This is a genomic window from Pseudomonas sp. GW458-11-26-14-LB4, assembly GCF_059423925.1.
Genome location: NZ_JBWKYU010000005.1, coordinates 216,679 through 233,691 on the forward strand (window position 1 = coordinate 216,679; position 17,013 = coordinate 233,691).

The window sequence follows — 17,013 nt, forward strand, 5'->3', positions numbered from 1 at the left end:
ACATGTTCCGTCCCAAGCTGTTGTTCACCAGCCTTGCCGCACTGGCCCTCGGCGCGTGCTCGCCGCAGGATCCGCAAGCCGTCACCTCGGCGGCCATCGCCAAATCGGTGATCCTGCCGACCTACACCCGCTGGGTCGAAGCCGACAAGCAACTGGCCGTCAGCGCCCTCGCTTACTGCCAGGGCAAAGAGTCACTGGACACCGCCCGTGCCGACTTCCTGCACGCGCAGAAAGCCTGGGCCGAGTTGCAACCGCTGTTGATCGGCCCGCTGGCCGAAGGCAACCGTTCGTGGCAGGTGCAGTTCTGGCCGGACAAGAAAAACCTGGTCGGCCGTCAGGTCGAGCAACTGGTCACCGCGCAGCCGCAGATCGATGCCGCCGCACTGGCCAAGTCCAGCGTCGTGGTTCAAGGCCTGTCCGCTTACGAGTACATCCTGTTCGACGCCAAACCTGACGTCGCCAACGACGCGCAGAAAGCCAAGTACTGCCCACTGCTGGTGGCCATCGGCGAGCGTCAGAAACAACTGGCCGAAGAGATTCTCAGCAGCTGGAACAACACCGACGGCATGCTCGCGCAGATGAGCAAGTTCCCGAACCAGCGCTACGCCGACTCCCACGAAGCGATCGCCGATCTGCTGCGGGTACAGGTCACCGCCCTCGACACCCTGAAGAAAAAACTCGGCACGCCGATGGGCCGTCAGAGCAAGGGCGTGCCTCAGCCGTTCCAGGCCGATGCATGGCGCAGCCAGTCGTCGATGGAGTCGCTGGAAGCCAGCCTCGCAGCGGCCAAAACCGTCTGGGAAGGCGTCGACAACAAAGGCCTGCGCGGCCTGCTGCCGGCTGAGCAAAAGCCGCTGGCGGACAAGATCGATGCAGCTTACGCGGCGTCGCTCAAACTGTTCGGCAGCACTCAGCGCTCGCTGACCGAAATGCTCAACGATGACGCCGGTCGCCAGCAGCTCAACGACATCTACGACAGCCTCAACGTCGTCCACCGCCTGCACGAAGGCGAGCTGGCCAAGGCGCTGGGCATCCAACTGGGCTTCAACGCCAACGACGGTGACTGATGAGGGCACGTGCCATGCTGCGACGCCAGGCTCTGACTTTAGGTAGTTTGCTGCTGGGAGCAGTGACACTGGGCGGCTGGACGCTGTTCAAACGCAAGGACCAAAGCCCGCTGCTGTTGTCGGCGCGGGACGACACCGACGGCAAGCATTACGCCGTCGGTTATCGGCTGGACGGCACCCAGGTGTTTGCCACCGAAGTCGGCCAGCGCTGCCACGACATCATCAATCACCCGACGCTGCCGATCGCGCTGTTCGTTGCCCGCCGGCCGGGCACCGAGAGCTACCTGATCGATCTGCGCAACGGTGCATTGCTGCAAACCGTGACGTCGCAGCCGAACCGGCATTTCTACGGCCACGCGGTGATCCACCACAGCGGCGACTACCTGTACGCCACCGAAAACGACACCACCGATCCGGGCCGTGGACTGCTCGGGGTGTACAAGTTCGAAGGCGAACGGCTGGTGCACAGCGGCGAGCTTTCCACCCACGGTCTCGGCCCGCATCAGGTGTCGTGGATGCCCGACGGTGAAACCCTGGTGGTGGCCAATGGCGGGATCCGCACCGAGGCCGAAAGCCGGGTCGACATGAACCTCGACGCCATGGAACCAAGCCTGGTGCTGATGCAGCGCGATGGCACCCTGCTGAGCAAGGAAACCCTCGCCCAGCAGATGAACAGCGTGCGCCACCTGGGGATCGCCAGCGACGGCACCATCGTTGCCGGCCAGCAATTCATGGGGCCTTCCCACGAGCGCTCGGAGCTGCTGGCGATCAAGCGACCGGGCCAGCCTTTCGTGGCGTTCCCGGTGCCGGAGCATCAGTTGCAGTCGATGGGTCATTACACCGCCAGCGTCGCCGTGCACAGCGACCTGCGTCTGGTGGCACTGACCGCACCGCGCGGCAACCGCTTCTTCATCTGGGACCTGGACAGCGGCGAAGTGCGCCTCGACGCACCGTTGCCCGACTGCGCCGGCGTCGGTGCGGTGAAGGACGGGTTTGTCGTGACCTCCGGTCAGGGACGTTGCCGCTACTACGATTGCCGTCAGGACGATCTGCTGGCCAAACCGCTGGATTTGCCCGCAGGGCTCTGGGACAACCATCTTCATCTGAGGGCCTGAAATTCGCCGCCGACCGTCCGGTCGGCGGCACCGCCTTTCTCCACCTTCTTCCCTTACACCCGCTAAAAACTGGCAGTTGGAATCCCTGCCGGACTCGGGGTAATGTGCCCGCCTGTCTCGCCTGATTTTCTCCAAGGAACTGGAAATATGCTGCGTCGCCGCATGCTGATCATGTTGGGTGTTGTACTGCTGATCGTTCTGCTTCTCGCCGGTTACAAGGCCTTCTCGATCTATACGATGATCCAGGGCTTTTCCAAACCGAAGCCGCCGATCAGCGTCGCCGTGGCCACCGCCGTCGAGCGCCCGTGGCAGATGCGTCTGCCCACCGTCGGCACGCTGAAAGCGCTGCAAGGCGTCGACCTGAGCCTGGAGAACGCCGGCACCGTCACCGAGCTGAAGTTCGAATCGGGGCAGAAGGTCAAGGCCGGCCAGCCGTTGCTACAACTGGACAGCGCCGTCGAAGCCGCCTTCCTCGAAACCGCCAAGGCCGATCTCGGCCTCGCGCAGCTGGATTACGGTCGCGGCAGTCAACTCGTCGGCAGCAGCGCCATCTCCAAAGGCGAATTCGACCGGCTCTCGGCGCAGTTGCAAAAGAACAAGGCCACGGTCAATCAGCTCAATGCGGCGCTGGCGAAAAAACGCATCGTCGCGCCCTTCAGCGGCACCATCGGCATCCGCCTCGTCGACATCGGCGACTACCTCGCCAGCGGCACCAAGATCGCCACCCTGCAGGACCTGAGCAGCCTCTACGCCGATTTCTACGTGCCCGAACAATCGGTGCCGAAACTGGCTATCGGTCAACCGGTACAGATCACGGTCGCGGCGTATCCCGGCCAGCATTTCACCGGCGCCATCAGCGCCATCAACCCGATCGTCGAAAGCACCACTCGCAACATTCTGGTGCGCGCCACCCTGGCCAACCCCGATGGCAAGTTGCTGCCGGGCATGTTCACCAGCGTCGAAGTGCTGCTGCCGGATCCGCAGAAACACATCGTGGTCCCGGAAAGTGCGATCACCTACACCCTGTACGGCAACTCGACGTACGTGGTCACCCAGAAGAAAGCCGAAGATGGCACCGTCGAAAAAGACGACAAGGGCCAACCGGTACTGATCGCCGAGCGTCGGTTCGTCGAGACCGGCGAACGCCGCGATGGTCAGGTGATGATCAACAAGGGCGTGCAGAGCGGCGAACAGGTGGTGACGGCCGGCCAGATCAAACTGGACAACGGCGCCCACATTGCCATCAGCGACGACAAGACCCTCGGCGAGCAGAACAGTCCGCCCCGCGCCGACTGATCAAGGAAACCCCATGGCTTTTACCGATCCGTTCATCCGCCGCCCGGTGCTCGCCACCGTGGTCAGCCTGCTGATTGTGCTGCTGGGCTTTCAGGCCTGGAGCAAGCTGCCGCTGCGCCAGTACCCGCAAATGGAAAACGCCCTGATCACGGTGACCACCGCGTACCCCGGGGCCAACGCCGAAACCATCCAGGGCTACATCACCCAGCCGATGCAACAGAGCCTGGCCAGCGCCGAGGGCATCGACTACATGACTTCGGTCAGTCGCCAGAACTTCTCGGTGATTTCGATCTACGCGCGCATCGGCTCCAACAGCGACCGCTTGTTCACCGAACTGCTGGCCAAGGCCAACGAGGTGAAGAACAAGTTGCCTCAGGACGCCGAAGATCCGGTGCTGAGCAAGGAAGCCGCCGACGCCTCGGCGCTGATGTACATCAGCTTCTTCAGCAAGGAGCTGAACAACCCGCAGATCACCGACTACCTCTCACGGGTGATCCAGCCGAAACTGGCGACCCTGCCGGGCATGGCCGAGGCAGAGATTCTCGGCAACCAGGTGTTCGCCATGCGCCTGTGGATCGACCCGGTGAAACTCGCCGGCTTCGGCCTCAGCGCCAGCGACGTGACCAACGCGGTGCGCCAGTACAACTTTCTCTCCGCCGCTGGCGAAGTGAAAGGCGAGTACGTGGTCACCAGCATCAACGCCAACACCGAACTGAAGTCCGCCGAAGCCTTCGGCAAGATCCCGCTCAAGGTCAGCGGTGACAGCCGGGTGCTGCTCAGCGATGTGGCACGGGTCGAAATGGGCGCGGAAAACTACAACTCGATCAGTTCGTTCGGCGGCACGCCTTCGGTGTATATCGGGATCAAGGCCACACCCGGGGCCAACCCGCTGGAAGTGATCAAGGAAGTGCGCAAGATCATGCCGGAGCTGGAAGCCCAGCTGCCGCCCAACCTCAAGAGCGAGATCGCCTACGACGCCACGCTGTTCATCCAGGCCTCCATCGACGAAGTGGTGAAAACCCTGTTCGAGGCGGTGCTGATCGTGATCGTGGTGGTGTTCCTGTTCCTCGGTGCCCTGCGTTCAGTGGTCATTCCGGTGGTGACCATTCCGCTGTCGATGATCGGCGTGATGTTCTTCATGCAGATGATGGGCTACTCGATCAACCTGCTGACCCTGCTGGCGATGGTGCTGGCCATCGGGCTGGTGGTGGACGACGCGATTGTGGTGGTGGAAAACATCCACCGACACATCGAGGAAGGCAAGACACCGCTGGACGCCGCGCTCGAGGGCGCACGGGAAATCGCCATGCCGGTGGTGTCGATGACCATCACCTTGGCGGCGGTGTATGCACCGATCGGTTTTCTCACCGGACTGACGGGGGCACTGTTCAAGGAGTTTGCGTTGACCCTGGCCGGGGCGGTGGTGATTTCCGGCGTCGTCGCCCTGACCCTGTCGCCGATGATGTGCGCCATGCTGCTGCGCCATGACGAAAATCCCACGGGCCTGGCCCACCGCCTCGACCGGATTTTCGACAGCCTCAAGCGTCGCTATCAAAGCATGCTGCACGGCACGCTCAATACCCGGCCGGTGGTGCTGGTGTTCGCGGTGATCGTGCTGTGCCTGATTCCGGTGCTGCTCAAGTTCACCAAATCGGAACTGGCACCGGACGAGGATCAGGGCATCATCTTCATGATGGCCAACGCGCCGCAACCGACCAACCTCGATTACCTGAACACCTACACCGACGAGTTCATCAAGATCTTCAAGGAGTTTCCGGAGTACTACTCCTCGTTCCAGATCAACGGCTACAACGGGGTGCAGAGCGGCATCGGCGGTTTCCTGCTCAAACCGTGGAACGAGCGCAGCCGCACGCAAATGGAAATCCTCCCCGAGGTACAAGGCAGACTCGAGGGCATTCCGGGCCTGCAGATCTTCGGCTTCAACCTGCCGTCCCTGCCTGGCACCGGTGAAGGCCTGCCGTTCGAGTTCGTGATCAACACCGCCAACGACTACGAGCTGTTGCTGCAAGTGGCCGACCGGATCAAGAAGCGCGCCATGGAATCGGGCAAGTTCGCCTTCGTCGACCTCGACCTGGCTTTCGACAAACCCGAAGTGGTGGTCGACATCGACCGCGCCAAGGCTGCGCAGATGGGCGTGTCGATGCAGGATCTGGGCGGCACCCTCGCGACCTTGCTCGGCGAAGCCGAGATCAACCGGTTCACCATCGAAGGCCGCAGCTACAAGGTCATCGCCCAGGTCGAACGGGCCTACCGCGACAACCCGGACTGGCTGAACAATTACTACGTGAAAAACACCCAGGGCGAACTGCTGCCGCTGTCGACCCTGATCACCGTGACCGACCGCGCACGACCGCGACAGCTCAACCAGTTCCAGCAACTCAACGCGGCCAAGCTGTCCGGGTTCCCGCTGGTGAGCATGGGCGAAGCCATCGACAGCGTGTTGCAGATAGCCCGGGAAGAAGCCCCGGCCGGTTTTGCCTTCGATTACGGCGGCGCCTCCCGCCAGTTCGTCCAGGAAGGCAGCGCTCTGTGGGTGACGTTCGCCTTGGCGCTGGCGATCATTTTCCTGGTGCTGGCGGCGCAGTTCGAGAGCTTCCGCGATCCACTAGTGATTCTGGTGACCGTGCCGTTGTCGATCTGCGGAGCGCTGATTCCGCTGTTCCTCGGCTGGTCGAGCATGAACATCTACACCCAGGTCGGGCTGGTGACGCTGATCGGGCTGATCAGCAAGCACGGGATCCTGATCGTCGAGTTCGCCAACCAGTTACGCAAGGAGAAGGGCCTGACACCCCGCGAGGCAGTGGAGGAAGCGGCAGCGATTCGCCTGCGCCCGGTGTTGATGACCACGGCGGCGATGGTCTTCGGCATGGTGCCGCTGATCGTGGCCACCGGCGCCGGTGCGGTCAGCCGTTTCGACATCGGGACGGTGATTGCCACCGGGATGTCGATCGGGACGTTGTTCACGCTGTTTGTCCTGCCGTGCGTTTACACCGTGCTGGCGAAACCCGATCCCACGGCATGACGCAGTAAAAAAAGCCATGACGCAATAAAAAAGGCCTCGCATCAGCGAGGCCTTTGGCTCTTCTAGAAAGAGATTTCAATCGATTCAACTCTGCGGCCTCATTCCTTGAGAGAGTCCGAACATGAACAGCAACAGATCATGGTCCGGCTGAGTGGCCACGGCGGCCTTCGCCACCCGTGGCATCGGGCAATGCGGATCGCTCGCCGAGGCACCGATCACCTGCATGCGTGGCTGTTCCCAGGCCGCCACCGCCAATGATGCAACTGCCAAGGCTCCTACCAGAAACAAACCTCGTGCAATTTCTAGTTTCATCGCTATAAACCTTTGATAGCGCTGCCAAACGCCGTCTCATAAAAGTAGACGAGTTTTTTCCAGTCCGTTGCGCTGAACGACGAGTGGCGACGCAATTGCTTCATGTCATGGGCGGCTGCGCGATAAGTGGTCAATCGCTGACGGCACTTTTCCAGATCGATCAGGGCGACTTCGACCTTGACCGACTCACCTTCGCCCGTCACCCGCACAAATACGTGCTTGATGTAGATGCAGCTGTGCTGCCAACGGCCCTTGTGCATGCGCGCGAGATTTTCGGCGAGATCCTTGAGCACGCGCTCATAGACAGCTTCGCCGTATTGCTCGCGTCCGCCGGCGGCTTCCCATTGCTCAAACTCCTGAAAGTCATCGAGCGACTTCGTCACCAACAGTGCACGCCATTTAAATTCGGGATCGGGCTGGGCACCGCAGAACACGATTTCAGGGACTCTGACGCCGAGCCGGGTCACGCCCGTCAGCGCATCGAGCTCGCGCAACACGGTCGGCCGTCCGAACGGGTGCAGCCAGCTGCGATAGATATGTCCGGTCTGGCGTTTGGCATACAGCAGCTGGCCGTCACGTCCCATGATCCGTTGCACACCACTTTCGCCACCCCGGCGTACATTGGGTTCCTCGACCCATTCGCCACGCTGGTTCCAGTAGTAGTCGAAGCGATCCTCGGGAGCGACTTCCGCTTCTGCTGCAAATTGCACTGCCATCCTGTTACCTCTTGCGTAATACGTAGACTCGCCACATGGCATAGAGCGGAATAAAGTCCAGTTGTTCCTGGATCCGGAACCCCGCGTCTTCAAATTCCTTTTCAACTGTAGCGGCCGGTAACACAAACCGGTTCTGGTAACCTTCCTGCCCACGCGTGCGCTCGGCGCGCTTGCGTTTCCAGGACTTGAAATTGCCGTCGACCCACAGCGAAATGATCACGCTGTCGCGAGTGACGCGCTCGAATTCGCGCAGAATCGCCCGGCGGTGCTCGGCTTCGCCGATGTGATGCAGCAGTCGCATGCAAAAAATGCTGTCGACGGCGTTATCGGGCAAGGCAATGTCGAACGCAGATGTGTGCAAGGGTTGTACCCGTTTCACCACATCCGCCGGTTGTGCCTGCATGGCGGTCTTGATCATCGACTCGGAATTGTCCGCACCGATGATCACCCGGTTGGGTTTTTCCGCGAGCATCGGCCAGAAACGCCCCGCACCGCACGGCAGGTCGAGTACCAGCCCCGGCTCACCGACCAGGGTCAGCGCCTTGCGGGCCATCTGCTGATCCCGCCAGTTGGACAAACGACGTCCCAGACCGTCCTGGTGCTTGCGCAGGTATTTCTGCGCATGTTTATCGTCGTACTTTTCGGAAAAATCGAGCTTGATCGGGCCGGCCATCACCAGGACTCCTGAATTACTGATGACGCCACCTTAAGCAGCGGCGTGTCAGCGTCAGGTCATCCCTTTGTGAAAAAAACGTCATGTAAATCGGCAATCTATTTCAAGGTTATACAGGAATTAGACAGGTTGGCGGGAGTACCCTCGTCGACCGGCTGATCTTCAGCGCTTGCCCAGATCGACCTCGAAACGGCAGCCATTGGGCTCCATCGTGCTCAACGTGACGCTCCAGCCCTGGTTCTCGCAGATGCGTTGAACCAGTGAAAGACCCAACCCCAGCCCTTCGCCGCGTTTTTCGTTTCCGCGTACAAAAGGCTGGAACATCGCCTCGCGTTTTTCCTCGGGAATGCCTACGCCCGAATCCTCGACCACGAAACCGTTCTCGTTGAGCGTCAGGCGAATGAACCCCTGCTCGGTGTAGTGCAAGGCATTGCGCAGCAAGTTGCCCATCACCGCATTGAGCAGCGTCGCGTTATAACAGGTGTCGGGCGGATTGCCCGGCTCGAAAATCAGCTGCAAGCCCTTGGATTCGATGGGTTCTCGCCACAGGCAAAGCAAACTGTCGGCCACTTGCGAGAGGTTATGCTGGGGCGCCGCGCCTGCGTCTTCACGCTGGGCGCGAGCGAGCATCAGGAAGGTCTGCACCAGCTCACGCATCTCTTCACTGGCCCGCGCAATGCGCTGAACCTGGGCCTTGCCGCGCTGATCGATGCCCGGATTTTCCAGCAGCAGTTCACAGGAGCTGGCCAATACCATCAGCGGTGTACGCAATTCGTGGCTGACGTCGCTGGTGAACAGGCGCTCCCGCGTCAGCGCCTGACGCAGGCGCCCAAGCGTGGCATCGAACGCCACTGCCAGTTCGCCCACCTCGTCAGCCGCATAGTCCGGCGCCAGTGGAGGTGCCAGCCCGAGCAACTGGTCGCGATGGCGCACCTGGCGGGCAAGACGCACCACCGGGGCCATCACTTTGCGCGCCAGCACCCAGCCAAGGAACACCGCCAGCGCCAGACTGAGCACGAAGCCCACCAGCACCACGGCGAACAGCACGCGCTCGCGTTCTTCAAAATCGCTTTGATCCTGCAGCAGCACGTAGCGGCGACCGTCGACCACCTCGACCATCGCGTGGTACGACAGCTGCTCGCGAAAGACTTCATGGAACCCCGAATCCAGGTGTCGCAGGTCCTTGGGCAGCTCGAAGTCGCCCGGCCCGCCGCTGAAGTAGAACAGTTGATCCGGCTCCGGCCGATGGCTCCAGTCCGAGACGTTGTCCATCAGCAGCAGGCGTTGCAGATCCCCGCCCAACCCGGCGGAAATCAGTTTTTCCTCGACCAGGTGCACGGTCGCGACGATGCCCATGGCAAACGCCCCGGCCACCAGCGCACTCATCAGCGCAAAGGCGATGATGATCCGCTGGGCAAGGCTTTGCTTAAACTCCATCGCGGCCCTCGGCCAGGCGGTAACCCACGCCGTGCACGGTGTGCAGCAGTGGCTTGGCGAATGGTTTGTCGATCACCTGGCGCAATTGGTGGACATGGCTGCGCAGGCTGTCGCTGTCCGGACAGTCATCGCCCCACAGCGCTTCTTCGAGAATTTCCCGACGCAAAACATGCGGGCTCTTTTGCATCAGCACCGCCAGCAGTTTGAGGCCGACCGGATTGAGCTTGAGCAGTTTGCCTTCGCGGGTCACTTCTAGGGTATCGAGGTCGTAGCTCAGATCGCCGACCTGCAGGGCCCGACGACCGCCGCCCTGGGTGCGACGCATCACCGCTTCGACCCGCGCCGCCAGTTCCGACAGCGCGAACGGCTTGACCAGATAATCGTCGGCTCCGGACTTGAAGCCCTGCAAGCGGTCATCGAGCTGATCGCGAGCGGTGAGCATGATTACCGGCGTATCGCGACGGGCGTCTTCGCGCAGGCGCTTGCACAGGGTGTAGCCGTCGATGCCTGGCAGCATGATGTCGAGCACGATCAGGTCGTAATGCTCGGTGGCGGCCAGATGCAGGCCCGACAGACCGTCCTGGGCGCAATCGACGGTATAGCCTTTGAGCCCCAGGTAATCGGCCAGATTGGCCAGGATATCGCGGTTGTCTTCGACCAATAGAATTCGCATGGGCACCTCCTACGTACACAGTAGCGGCCGTCTTGGCCCGCGCAGCTTACGGCCAAGTGTGGCTCACGGCTAGGCACCGAGTGGGTTGATTTGACTTAATTGCACGGATCGCCGGACTTGACGAGTTTTTCACGAGCGACCGACAAATCGCCGACAGAACCGGGCGCAGACTCACACGGTTGTGCTTCTTTGAAGACCTTACCGATGAAGGAATTGCCATGGTTTCGATCTCTGCCCGCCCTGCTTCAAGGCCTTTGAATGTATGGCTTTGCCTGGGCATTCCCGCCGTCGCGGCGGTCATTCTGGTGTTGCTGGAGCTGACCGACCTGGACATGGATCTGGCCCGGCTGTTTTACGATCCGGTCGCGGGCGACTTCATCGGCCGCCACAGTTACTTTCTCGAAGACATCCTCCACGACCGCGCCAAACAAGTGGTGATCGCCTTTTCGGTGTTATCCATCCTCGGGTTCATCGGTGCTTTTTTCATCGAACGGCTCAAACCATTCAAGCGTGAACTGGGTTGCCTGGTGTTGTCGCTGGGTCTGGCCACCTCGTTTGTCACGCCGGTGAAAGCCGTGACGGCGGTGCAATGCCCATGGAGCCTCGAACAGTTCGGTGGCCACGAAACCTACAGCAAACTGCTGGATCATCGCCCGCCGACCGACAAGCCCGGTCGTTGCTGGCCGGGTGGTCATGCGGCCACCGGTTTCACCTTGTTTGCGCTGTTCTTCGTGCTGCGTGACCGCCGCCCGCGGCTGGCCCGTCAGGCATTCATCTTTGCCTTTGCGCTGGGTTCGGTGTTTTCGATCAGCCGGATGATGCAGGGTGCGCACTTCTTCTCCCACAACGTGTGGACGGCGATCTTCTGCTGGCTGATCTGTCTGGGTTCGTATTACTGGATTCTGTATCGCCCGGCAGCCAAGAACCAGGCCACGACGTTGGCACAACCCGCCAACGCCTGACCCCTGAAACGCGGGCAAGAAAAAACCCCGTCTGCTTTCGCAGACGGGGTTTTTCGTTACAGGGTGAGGCTGGCTTACATCATGCCGCCCATGCCACCCATGCCGCCCATGTCTGGCATACCGCCGCCAGCTGCACCTTCTTTCTTCGGTGCGTCAGCAACAGCAGCTTCGGTGGTCAGGATCAGACCGCCGATGGAGGCTGCAGCTTGCAGAGCCGAACGGGTGACCTTGGTTGGGTCCAGGATGCCCATTTCGATCATGTCGCCGTATTCGCCGGTAGCAGCGTTGTAGCCGAAGCTGCCTTCGCCGTTCTTGACCTTGTCGACAACCACGCTTGGCTCGTCGCCGGAGTTGGCAACGATCTGGCGCAGCGGCGCTTCAACAGCGCGGCGCAGTACAGCGATACCGACGTTCTGGTCAGCGTTGTCGCCTTTCAGTTCGGTCAGGGCTTCCAGAGCGCGGATCAGCGCAACGCCACCGCCAGGTACCACGCCTTCTTCAACGGCTGCGCGGGTTGCGTGCAGGGCGTCTTCAACGCGGGCTTTCTTCTCTTTCATTTCAACTTCGGAACCGGCGCCAACCTTGATCACTGCAACGCCGCCGGACAGCTTGGCCAGACGCTCTTGCAGTTTTTCACGGTCGTAGTCCGAGGAAGTCTCGGCAACCTGGGCACGGATCTGAGCGATACGGGCTTCGATGTCGCCTTGAACGCCAGCACCGTCAACGATGATGGTGTTTTCCTTGGACAGGGTCACGCGCTTGGCGCTACCCAGGTGTTCCAGGGTGGTGCTTTCCAGGCTCAGGCCGATCTCTTCGGAGATAACGGTACCGCCGGTCAGAACAGCGATGTCCTGCAGCATGGCCTTGCGACGGTCGCCGAAGCCTGGAGCCTTGACGGCTGCGACTTTAACGATGCCACGCATGTTGTTCACGACCAGAGTCGCCAGGGCTTCGCCTTCAACGTCTTCGGCAACGATCAGCAGTGGACGGCCGGCTTTGGCAACGGCTTCCAGCACTGGCAGCATTTCGCGGATGTTCGAGATCTTCTTGTCGACCAGCAGGATCAGCGCGCCTTCCAGCTCGGCAACCATGGTGTCCGGCTTGTTGACGAAGTACGGGGACAGGTAGCCACGGTCGAACTGCATGCCTTCTACAACCGACAGTTCGTTTTCCAGGCCCGAGCCTTCTTCAACGGTGATCACGCCTTCTTTACCGACTTTTTCCATGGCTTCGGCAATGATGTCGCCGATGGAGTTGTCGGAGTTGGCGGAGATGGTGCCTACCTGAGCGATAGCCTTGGTGTCGGCGCATGGCTTGGACAGGGCTTTCAGTTCTTTGACGATCGCGATGGTCGCTTTGTCGATACCGCGCTTCAGGTCCATCGGGTTCATGCCGGCAGCGACGGCTTTCAGGCCTTCGTTGACGATCGACTGAGCCAGAACGGTAGCGGTGGTAGTACCGTCACCAGCGTCATCGTTGGCACGGGAGGCAACGTCTTTGACCAGCTGCGCGCCCATGTTTTCGAAACGGTCTTCGAGTTCGATTTCCTTGGCGACGGAAACGCCGTCCTTGGTGATGGTCGGAGCGCCGAAGCTCTTCTCGAGAATCACGTTACGGCCTTTCGGGCCCAGGGTCGCTTTTACCGCGTCAGCCAGGACGTTTACGCCAACCAGCATTTTCTTGCGGGCGGAATCGCCGAATTTAACTTCTTTAGCAGCCATGATCGATATTCCTTAAATACTTTGTAGTAGCGGGAAAATGAACGGGGGTAATCAGCCTTCGATAACGGCGAGGATTTCGTTCTCGCTCATTACCAGCAGGTCTTCGCCGTCGACTTTCACAGTGTTGCTGCCGGAGTACGGACCGAACACAACCTTGTCGCCTACCTTCACGGACAGTGCGCGCACTTCACCGCTTTCCAGTGCCTTGCCCGGGCCTACAGCCAGAATCTCACCGTGGTTGGCTTTTTCAGCAGCCGAACCTGGCAGGACGATACCGCCAGCGGTTTTCTTTTCTTCTTCGCTGCGACGGATGACGACGCGGTCATGCAGAGGACGAAGCTTCATTGTCGATCTCTCCTAATTGTGGTTTTCATCGGCCGGTGTAGTCCCGGCGGGTTTAACGAATCCGGCCTGCGCCGGTTGCGGCTCGTCGAGCGAACCGCGGAAGTCTGTCCGACTCAAAATGTCGGAAACCTTTCGGTGACCGATACATAAGGGCGCATAAGCTTATTACAAGGGCGGGGGCTAAAAAATTTTCACGCACATTGCATGAATTCGCCCCACAAACGAACACGGCACCCGAAGGTGCCGTGTCGACGTAGAAGTTACTTGGTGTCGCGGTGTTCGAATTCGCCTTCGATCACATCACCTTCGCGGCCAAGAGGCTGGCGCGGTGCAGGACCGCCGCGAGGTTGCAGGTCATCGGCGAACGCTCGCTGGCGCATGGCCTGTTCTTCGGCACGCTGGCGCATCTTGTTGGCGACCAGTCGACGACTGAACGGCAACAGCAGCACCAGACCGACCACGTCGCTGATAAAGCCCGGCAGGATCAACAGACCACCGGCCAGGGCCAGCATCAGGCCTTCCAGCATGGTTTGCGCAGGCAGTTCGCCGCGGTTCAGGCTTTCACGGGCACGCAGTGCGGTGGCCAGCCCGGCGACGCGCAGCACAAACACGCCGAACATCGAGCCGAGAATGATCAGCAGCAGGGCCGGGAAAAATCCGATCGATCCTGCCACTTTGACGAATACGAACAGCTCCAACACCGGGAACAGCAGAAAGAGCAACAAAAAAGGGCGCATCAAAGTTTCCTCAACGCAAGAAATGCCTTGCAGTAAGCCTTAGATGACGTCGCCCTTTCGTGAATTCAAGCGTCGGCCACCGCATTTTTTGGCCAGACCTCGGCGTGAGCCAGAGAAACCAAGGCCTCGCGCACTTGTATCGGCGTATGACAAGGCGCTTGAAACGGCAGCCAGTACAGCGCCTGACCGATGCGCAGGTGCATGCCTTCGGTGTCGATCCCGGCCAGTTGCGCCGGTACGGTTTTCGGCAGACCGGCGAGGTCGACGTAATGGGCGATGGCCTTGGCGTGGTCACTGTTCATGTGCTCGACCATGCTGATTTCGGCCTTGCCGGCGAACGGGTTGGCCAGGGTCAGGTGATCGACCCAGTGGATCGCGCCAAAACCGCCGATGTAGCGATGGCGCACCGGATTGAGCACCCAGAAATCGAAATCGTGGGCCTTGTGGTAATTCTGCGAATCGGGGAAATAGCGGTAGTAACGCTCGGCGGCGGCTTCGATTGCGGCAGCGTCTTCGAGTTTTTCCGCCTCGGCCAGATAGGTCAGGCGACCAACGGCTTGCACATTGTCAGCCTCGCGCTCGCCCACCAGCAGCGAACATTTCGGATCTTTCTGCAGATTGTGAGTGTGCTGGGCGATGCGGCTGATCAGGATCAGCGGCCGGCCCTGGTCGTCCAGGCAGTAGGGAACCACAGAGCCGAATGGAAAACCGGGCATTGATTTGGAGTGGGTCGACAGCACGCCACGGTATTCCTTGAGAAGCAATTCTCGGGCATTCTTAGCCGCTTCAACGCTCAATTTATGACTCCTTAAATAGAATCCGTCGACAAAACGGACAGGCGCATGGGTTTTGTCCCACTCGCCATCGGGCAGTTCTCATGTGCAACAGGCTGCTGGCCGGTGCAGATCGAGAGGCTACCTGTAAGGACCACTCTGACCTGCTCTCGGGGGCATGCGAATGCAACTCAACGACAAAGTAATCATTATCACTGGCGGTTGCCAAGGCTTGGGCCGCTCGATGGCCGAGTATTTCGCAGGCAAGGGCGCGAAGCTGGCGCTGGTCGACCTGAACCAGGAAAAACTCGATGACGCCGTCGCGGCCTGCAAGGCCAAGGGTGTCGAAGCACGCAGCTACCTGTGCAACGTCGCCAACGAAGAGCAGGTCACGCACATGGTTGCCCAGGTCGCCGAAGATTTCGGCGCGATCCACGGCCTGATCAACAACGCCGGGATCCTGCGCGACGGCCTGCTGCTCAAGGTCAAGGACGGCGAGATGACCAAGATGAGCCTGGCCCAGTGGCAGGCGGTGATCGACGTCAACCTGACCGGCGTGTTCCTCTGCACCCGTGAAGTGGCGGCGAAAATGGTCGAGCTGAAGAACAGCGGCGCGATCATCAACATCTCGTCGATCTCCCGCGCGGGCAACGTCGGCCAGACCAACTACTCCGCCGCCAAGGCCGGTGTGGCGGCAGCGACCGTGACCTGGGCCAAGGAACTGGCGCGCTACGGCATTCGCGTGGCGGGCATTGCACCGGGCTTCATCGAAACCGAGATGACCCTGGGCATGAAACCCGAAGCGCTGGAGAAAATGACCTCGGGCATTCCGCTCAAGCGCATGGGCAAGCCGGAAGAAATCGCCCATTCGGCGGCGTACATCTTCGAGAACGACTACTACACCGGCCGGATTCTGGAGATGGATGGCGGGTTGCGCATCTGACCTCTGTCGCGTAATGAAAAACGCCCCGGTGCACAGGCACCGGGGCGTTTTTGTTTAAACCACAGCCATCAATCGTCGCTGATGGTGATGTTCGGCATCGCCGGCGAAGCCGCTTCCTGCAACACGATCCGCGCGCCGACGTGGCGGGCCAGCTCCTGGTAAACCATGGCGATCTGGCTGTCCGGCTCGGAAATCACCGTTGGCTTGCCGCCATCGGCCTGTTCGCGGATCAGCATCGACAGCGGCAACGAAGCCAGCAGCTCGACGCCGAACTGGGTCGCCAGCTTCTCGCCACCGCCCTCACCGAACAGATGCTCGGCGTGTCCGCAGTTCGAGCAGATGTGCACGGCCATGTTTTCCACCACGCCCAGCACCGGAATGTTGACCTTGCGGAACATCTCCACGCCTTTACGCGCGTCCAGCAGCGCCAGATCCTGCGGTGTCGTGACAATCACAGCACCGGCCACCGGGACTTTCTGCGCCAGGGTCAGCTGGATGTCGCCGGTGCCTGGCGGCATGTCGATCACCAGATAATCCAGGTCGCCCCAAGCGGTTTGCGTCACCAGTTGCAGCAGCGCGCCGGAGACCATCGGCCCGCGCCAGACCATCGGCGTGTTGTCGTCGGTCAGGAACGCCATCGACATCACTTCCACGCCATGGGCCTGCAACGGCACGAACCACTTCTGATCCTTGATCTGCGGTCGGGTGCCCTCGGGAATGCCGAACATGATGCCCTGACTCGGGCCGTAGATATCGGCGTCGAGAATCCCGACCTTCGCACCTTCGCGAGCCAGCGCCAGCGCCAGGTTGGCGGCGGTGGTGGATTTGCCCACACCGCCCTTGCCCGATGCCACGGCGACCACGTTCTTGACGTTGGCCAGCCCTGGGATCTGGGCCTGGGCCTTGTGCGCGGCGATCACGCTGTTGACTTCAACCTTGGCCGACACCACGCCGTCGAGGTTTTCGATGGCCAGTTGCAGCAATTGCGCCCAGCCGCTCTTGAACAGACCGGCGGCATAACCGATTTCCAGTTGCACGCTGACGCGATCGCTGGTGATTTCGATGTTGCGCACGCAACCGGCGCTGACCGGATCCTGGTTCAGGTAAGGGTCGGTGTATTGGCTGAGGACGGCTTCCACCGCTGCGCGAGTGACGGCACTCATGGGCAACTCCGATAACAAGACTGGGAAAAGATGGCGG

16 protein-coding genes are annotated in these 17,013 nt (G+C 60.8%); 6 read left to right on the forward strand and 10 right to left on the reverse strand.

Annotated elements, in window-relative coordinates:
- The first annotated feature begins 2 nt into the window (after window positions 1-2).
- From AC07XZ_RS09205 to AC07XZ_RS09220, 4 genes are all read left to right on the forward strand, one after another.
- Entirely contained in the window at window positions 3-1,067 is a 1,065-nt protein-coding gene (locus tag AC07XZ_RS09205; protein ID WP_007953243.1) for an imelysin family protein, read from the forward strand.
- Between the two features lie 14 nt (window positions 1,068-1,081).
- Window positions 1,082-2,182, forward strand: a complete 1,101-nt coding sequence (locus AC07XZ_RS09210) for a DUF1513 domain-containing protein (protein ID WP_102687215.1) — start codon at window positions 1,082-1,084, stop codon at window positions 2,180-2,182.
- A 147-nt stretch (window positions 2,183-2,329) separates the two neighbouring features.
- The gene (locus tag AC07XZ_RS09215) at window positions 2,330-3,478 is read left to right on the forward strand and encodes an efflux RND transporter periplasmic adaptor subunit (RefSeq protein WP_085610855.1); all 1,149 of its coding nucleotides are present in this window, start codon (window positions 2,330-2,332) and stop codon (window positions 3,476-3,478) included.
- Between the two features lie 13 nt (window positions 3,479-3,491).
- On the forward strand, window positions 3,492-6,521 hold the full coding sequence (locus AC07XZ_RS09220; protein WP_102687214.1) for a multidrug efflux RND transporter permease subunit: 3,030 nt from the start codon (window positions 3,492-3,494) through the stop codon (window positions 6,519-6,521).
- An 84-nt stretch (window positions 6,522-6,605) separates the two neighbouring features.
- Here the strand turns inward: AC07XZ_RS09220 and AC07XZ_RS09225 are convergent, their stop codons facing one another.
- The 5 genes from AC07XZ_RS09225 to colR form a co-directional block, all read right to left on the reverse strand.
- Window positions 6,606-6,833 (reverse strand): hypothetical protein, encoded by a 228-nt coding sequence (locus AC07XZ_RS09225; protein ID WP_011335717.1) that lies wholly within the window; start codon window positions 6,831-6,833, stop codon window positions 6,606-6,608.
- 2 nt (window positions 6,834-6,835) lie between these two features.
- Complete coding sequence (locus AC07XZ_RS09230) at window positions 6,836-7,549, reverse strand: lipopolysaccharide kinase InaA family protein (protein WP_102687213.1); 714 nt, start codon at window positions 7,547-7,549, stop codon at window positions 6,836-6,838.
- Window positions 7,550-7,553: 4 nt separating this feature from the next.
- The gene (locus tag AC07XZ_RS09235) at window positions 7,554-8,222 is read right to left on the reverse strand and encodes a class I SAM-dependent methyltransferase (protein ID WP_085745263.1); all 669 of its coding nucleotides are present in this window, start codon (window positions 8,220-8,222) and stop codon (window positions 7,554-7,556) included.
- 162 nt (window positions 8,223-8,384) lie between these two features.
- On the reverse strand, window positions 8,385-9,659 hold the full coding sequence (locus AC07XZ_RS09240) for a sensor histidine kinase (RefSeq protein ID WP_085745264.1): 1,275 nt from the start codon (window positions 9,657-9,659) through the stop codon (window positions 8,385-8,387).
- Complete coding sequence (gene colR, locus AC07XZ_RS09245; protein ID WP_007953224.1) at window positions 9,649-10,332, reverse strand: two-component system response regulator ColR; 684 nt, start codon at window positions 10,330-10,332, stop codon at window positions 9,649-9,651. The genes AC07XZ_RS09240 and colR overlap by 11 nt, the downstream gene beginning before the upstream one ends.
- A gap of 218 nt (window positions 10,333-10,550) precedes the next feature.
- Between colR and AC07XZ_RS09250 the strand changes: the two genes are divergently transcribed.
- Entirely contained in the window at window positions 10,551-11,294 is a 744-nt protein-coding gene (locus tag AC07XZ_RS09250; protein ID WP_102687212.1) for a phosphatase PAP2 family protein, read from the forward strand.
- 74 nt (window positions 11,295-11,368) lie between these two features.
- Here AC07XZ_RS09250 and groL read toward each other — a convergent pair whose 3' ends face one another.
- The 4 genes from groL to AC07XZ_RS09270 all read right to left on the reverse strand — a co-directional run bounded on the left by groL (window position 11,369) and on the right by AC07XZ_RS09270 (window position 14,894).
- Window positions 11,369-13,015: a chaperonin GroEL gene (groL, locus tag AC07XZ_RS09255; protein WP_007953220.1), complete on the reverse strand. Its 1,647-nt coding sequence runs from the start codon at window positions 13,013-13,015 to the stop codon at window positions 11,369-11,371.
- Window positions 13,016-13,066: 51 nt separating this feature from the next.
- Entirely contained in the window at window positions 13,067-13,360 is a 294-nt protein-coding gene (locus tag AC07XZ_RS09260; RefSeq protein ID WP_011335724.1) for a co-chaperone GroES, read from the reverse strand.
- Between the two features lie 260 nt (window positions 13,361-13,620).
- A complete protein-coding gene (locus AC07XZ_RS09265; RefSeq protein WP_007953217.1) occupies window positions 13,621-14,097 on the reverse strand; it encodes an FxsA family protein in 477 nt (158 codons plus the stop codon).
- A 65-nt stretch (window positions 14,098-14,162) separates the two neighbouring features.
- Window positions 14,163-14,894 carry a HugZ family pyridoxamine 5'-phosphate oxidase gene (locus tag AC07XZ_RS09270; RefSeq protein WP_102687211.1) on the reverse strand — a complete coding sequence of 244 codons (732 nt, stop codon included), beginning with the start codon at window positions 14,892-14,894 and terminating at the stop codon, window positions 14,163-14,165.
- A gap of 160 nt (window positions 14,895-15,054) precedes the next feature.
- Here AC07XZ_RS09270 and AC07XZ_RS09275 point away from each other — a divergent pair, with 160 nt between their 5' ends.
- Entirely contained in the window at window positions 15,055-15,813 is a 759-nt protein-coding gene (locus tag AC07XZ_RS09275; protein ID WP_011335726.1) for an SDR family oxidoreductase, read from the forward strand.
- Window positions 15,814-15,881: 68 nt separating this feature from the next.
- Here the strand turns inward: AC07XZ_RS09275 and apbC are convergent, their stop codons facing one another.
- Window positions 15,882-16,976, reverse strand: a complete 1,095-nt coding sequence (gene apbC, locus AC07XZ_RS09280; RefSeq protein ID WP_102687210.1) for an iron-sulfur cluster carrier protein ApbC — start codon at window positions 16,974-16,976, stop codon at window positions 15,882-15,884.
- Window positions 16,977-17,013: the final 37 nt, after the last annotated feature.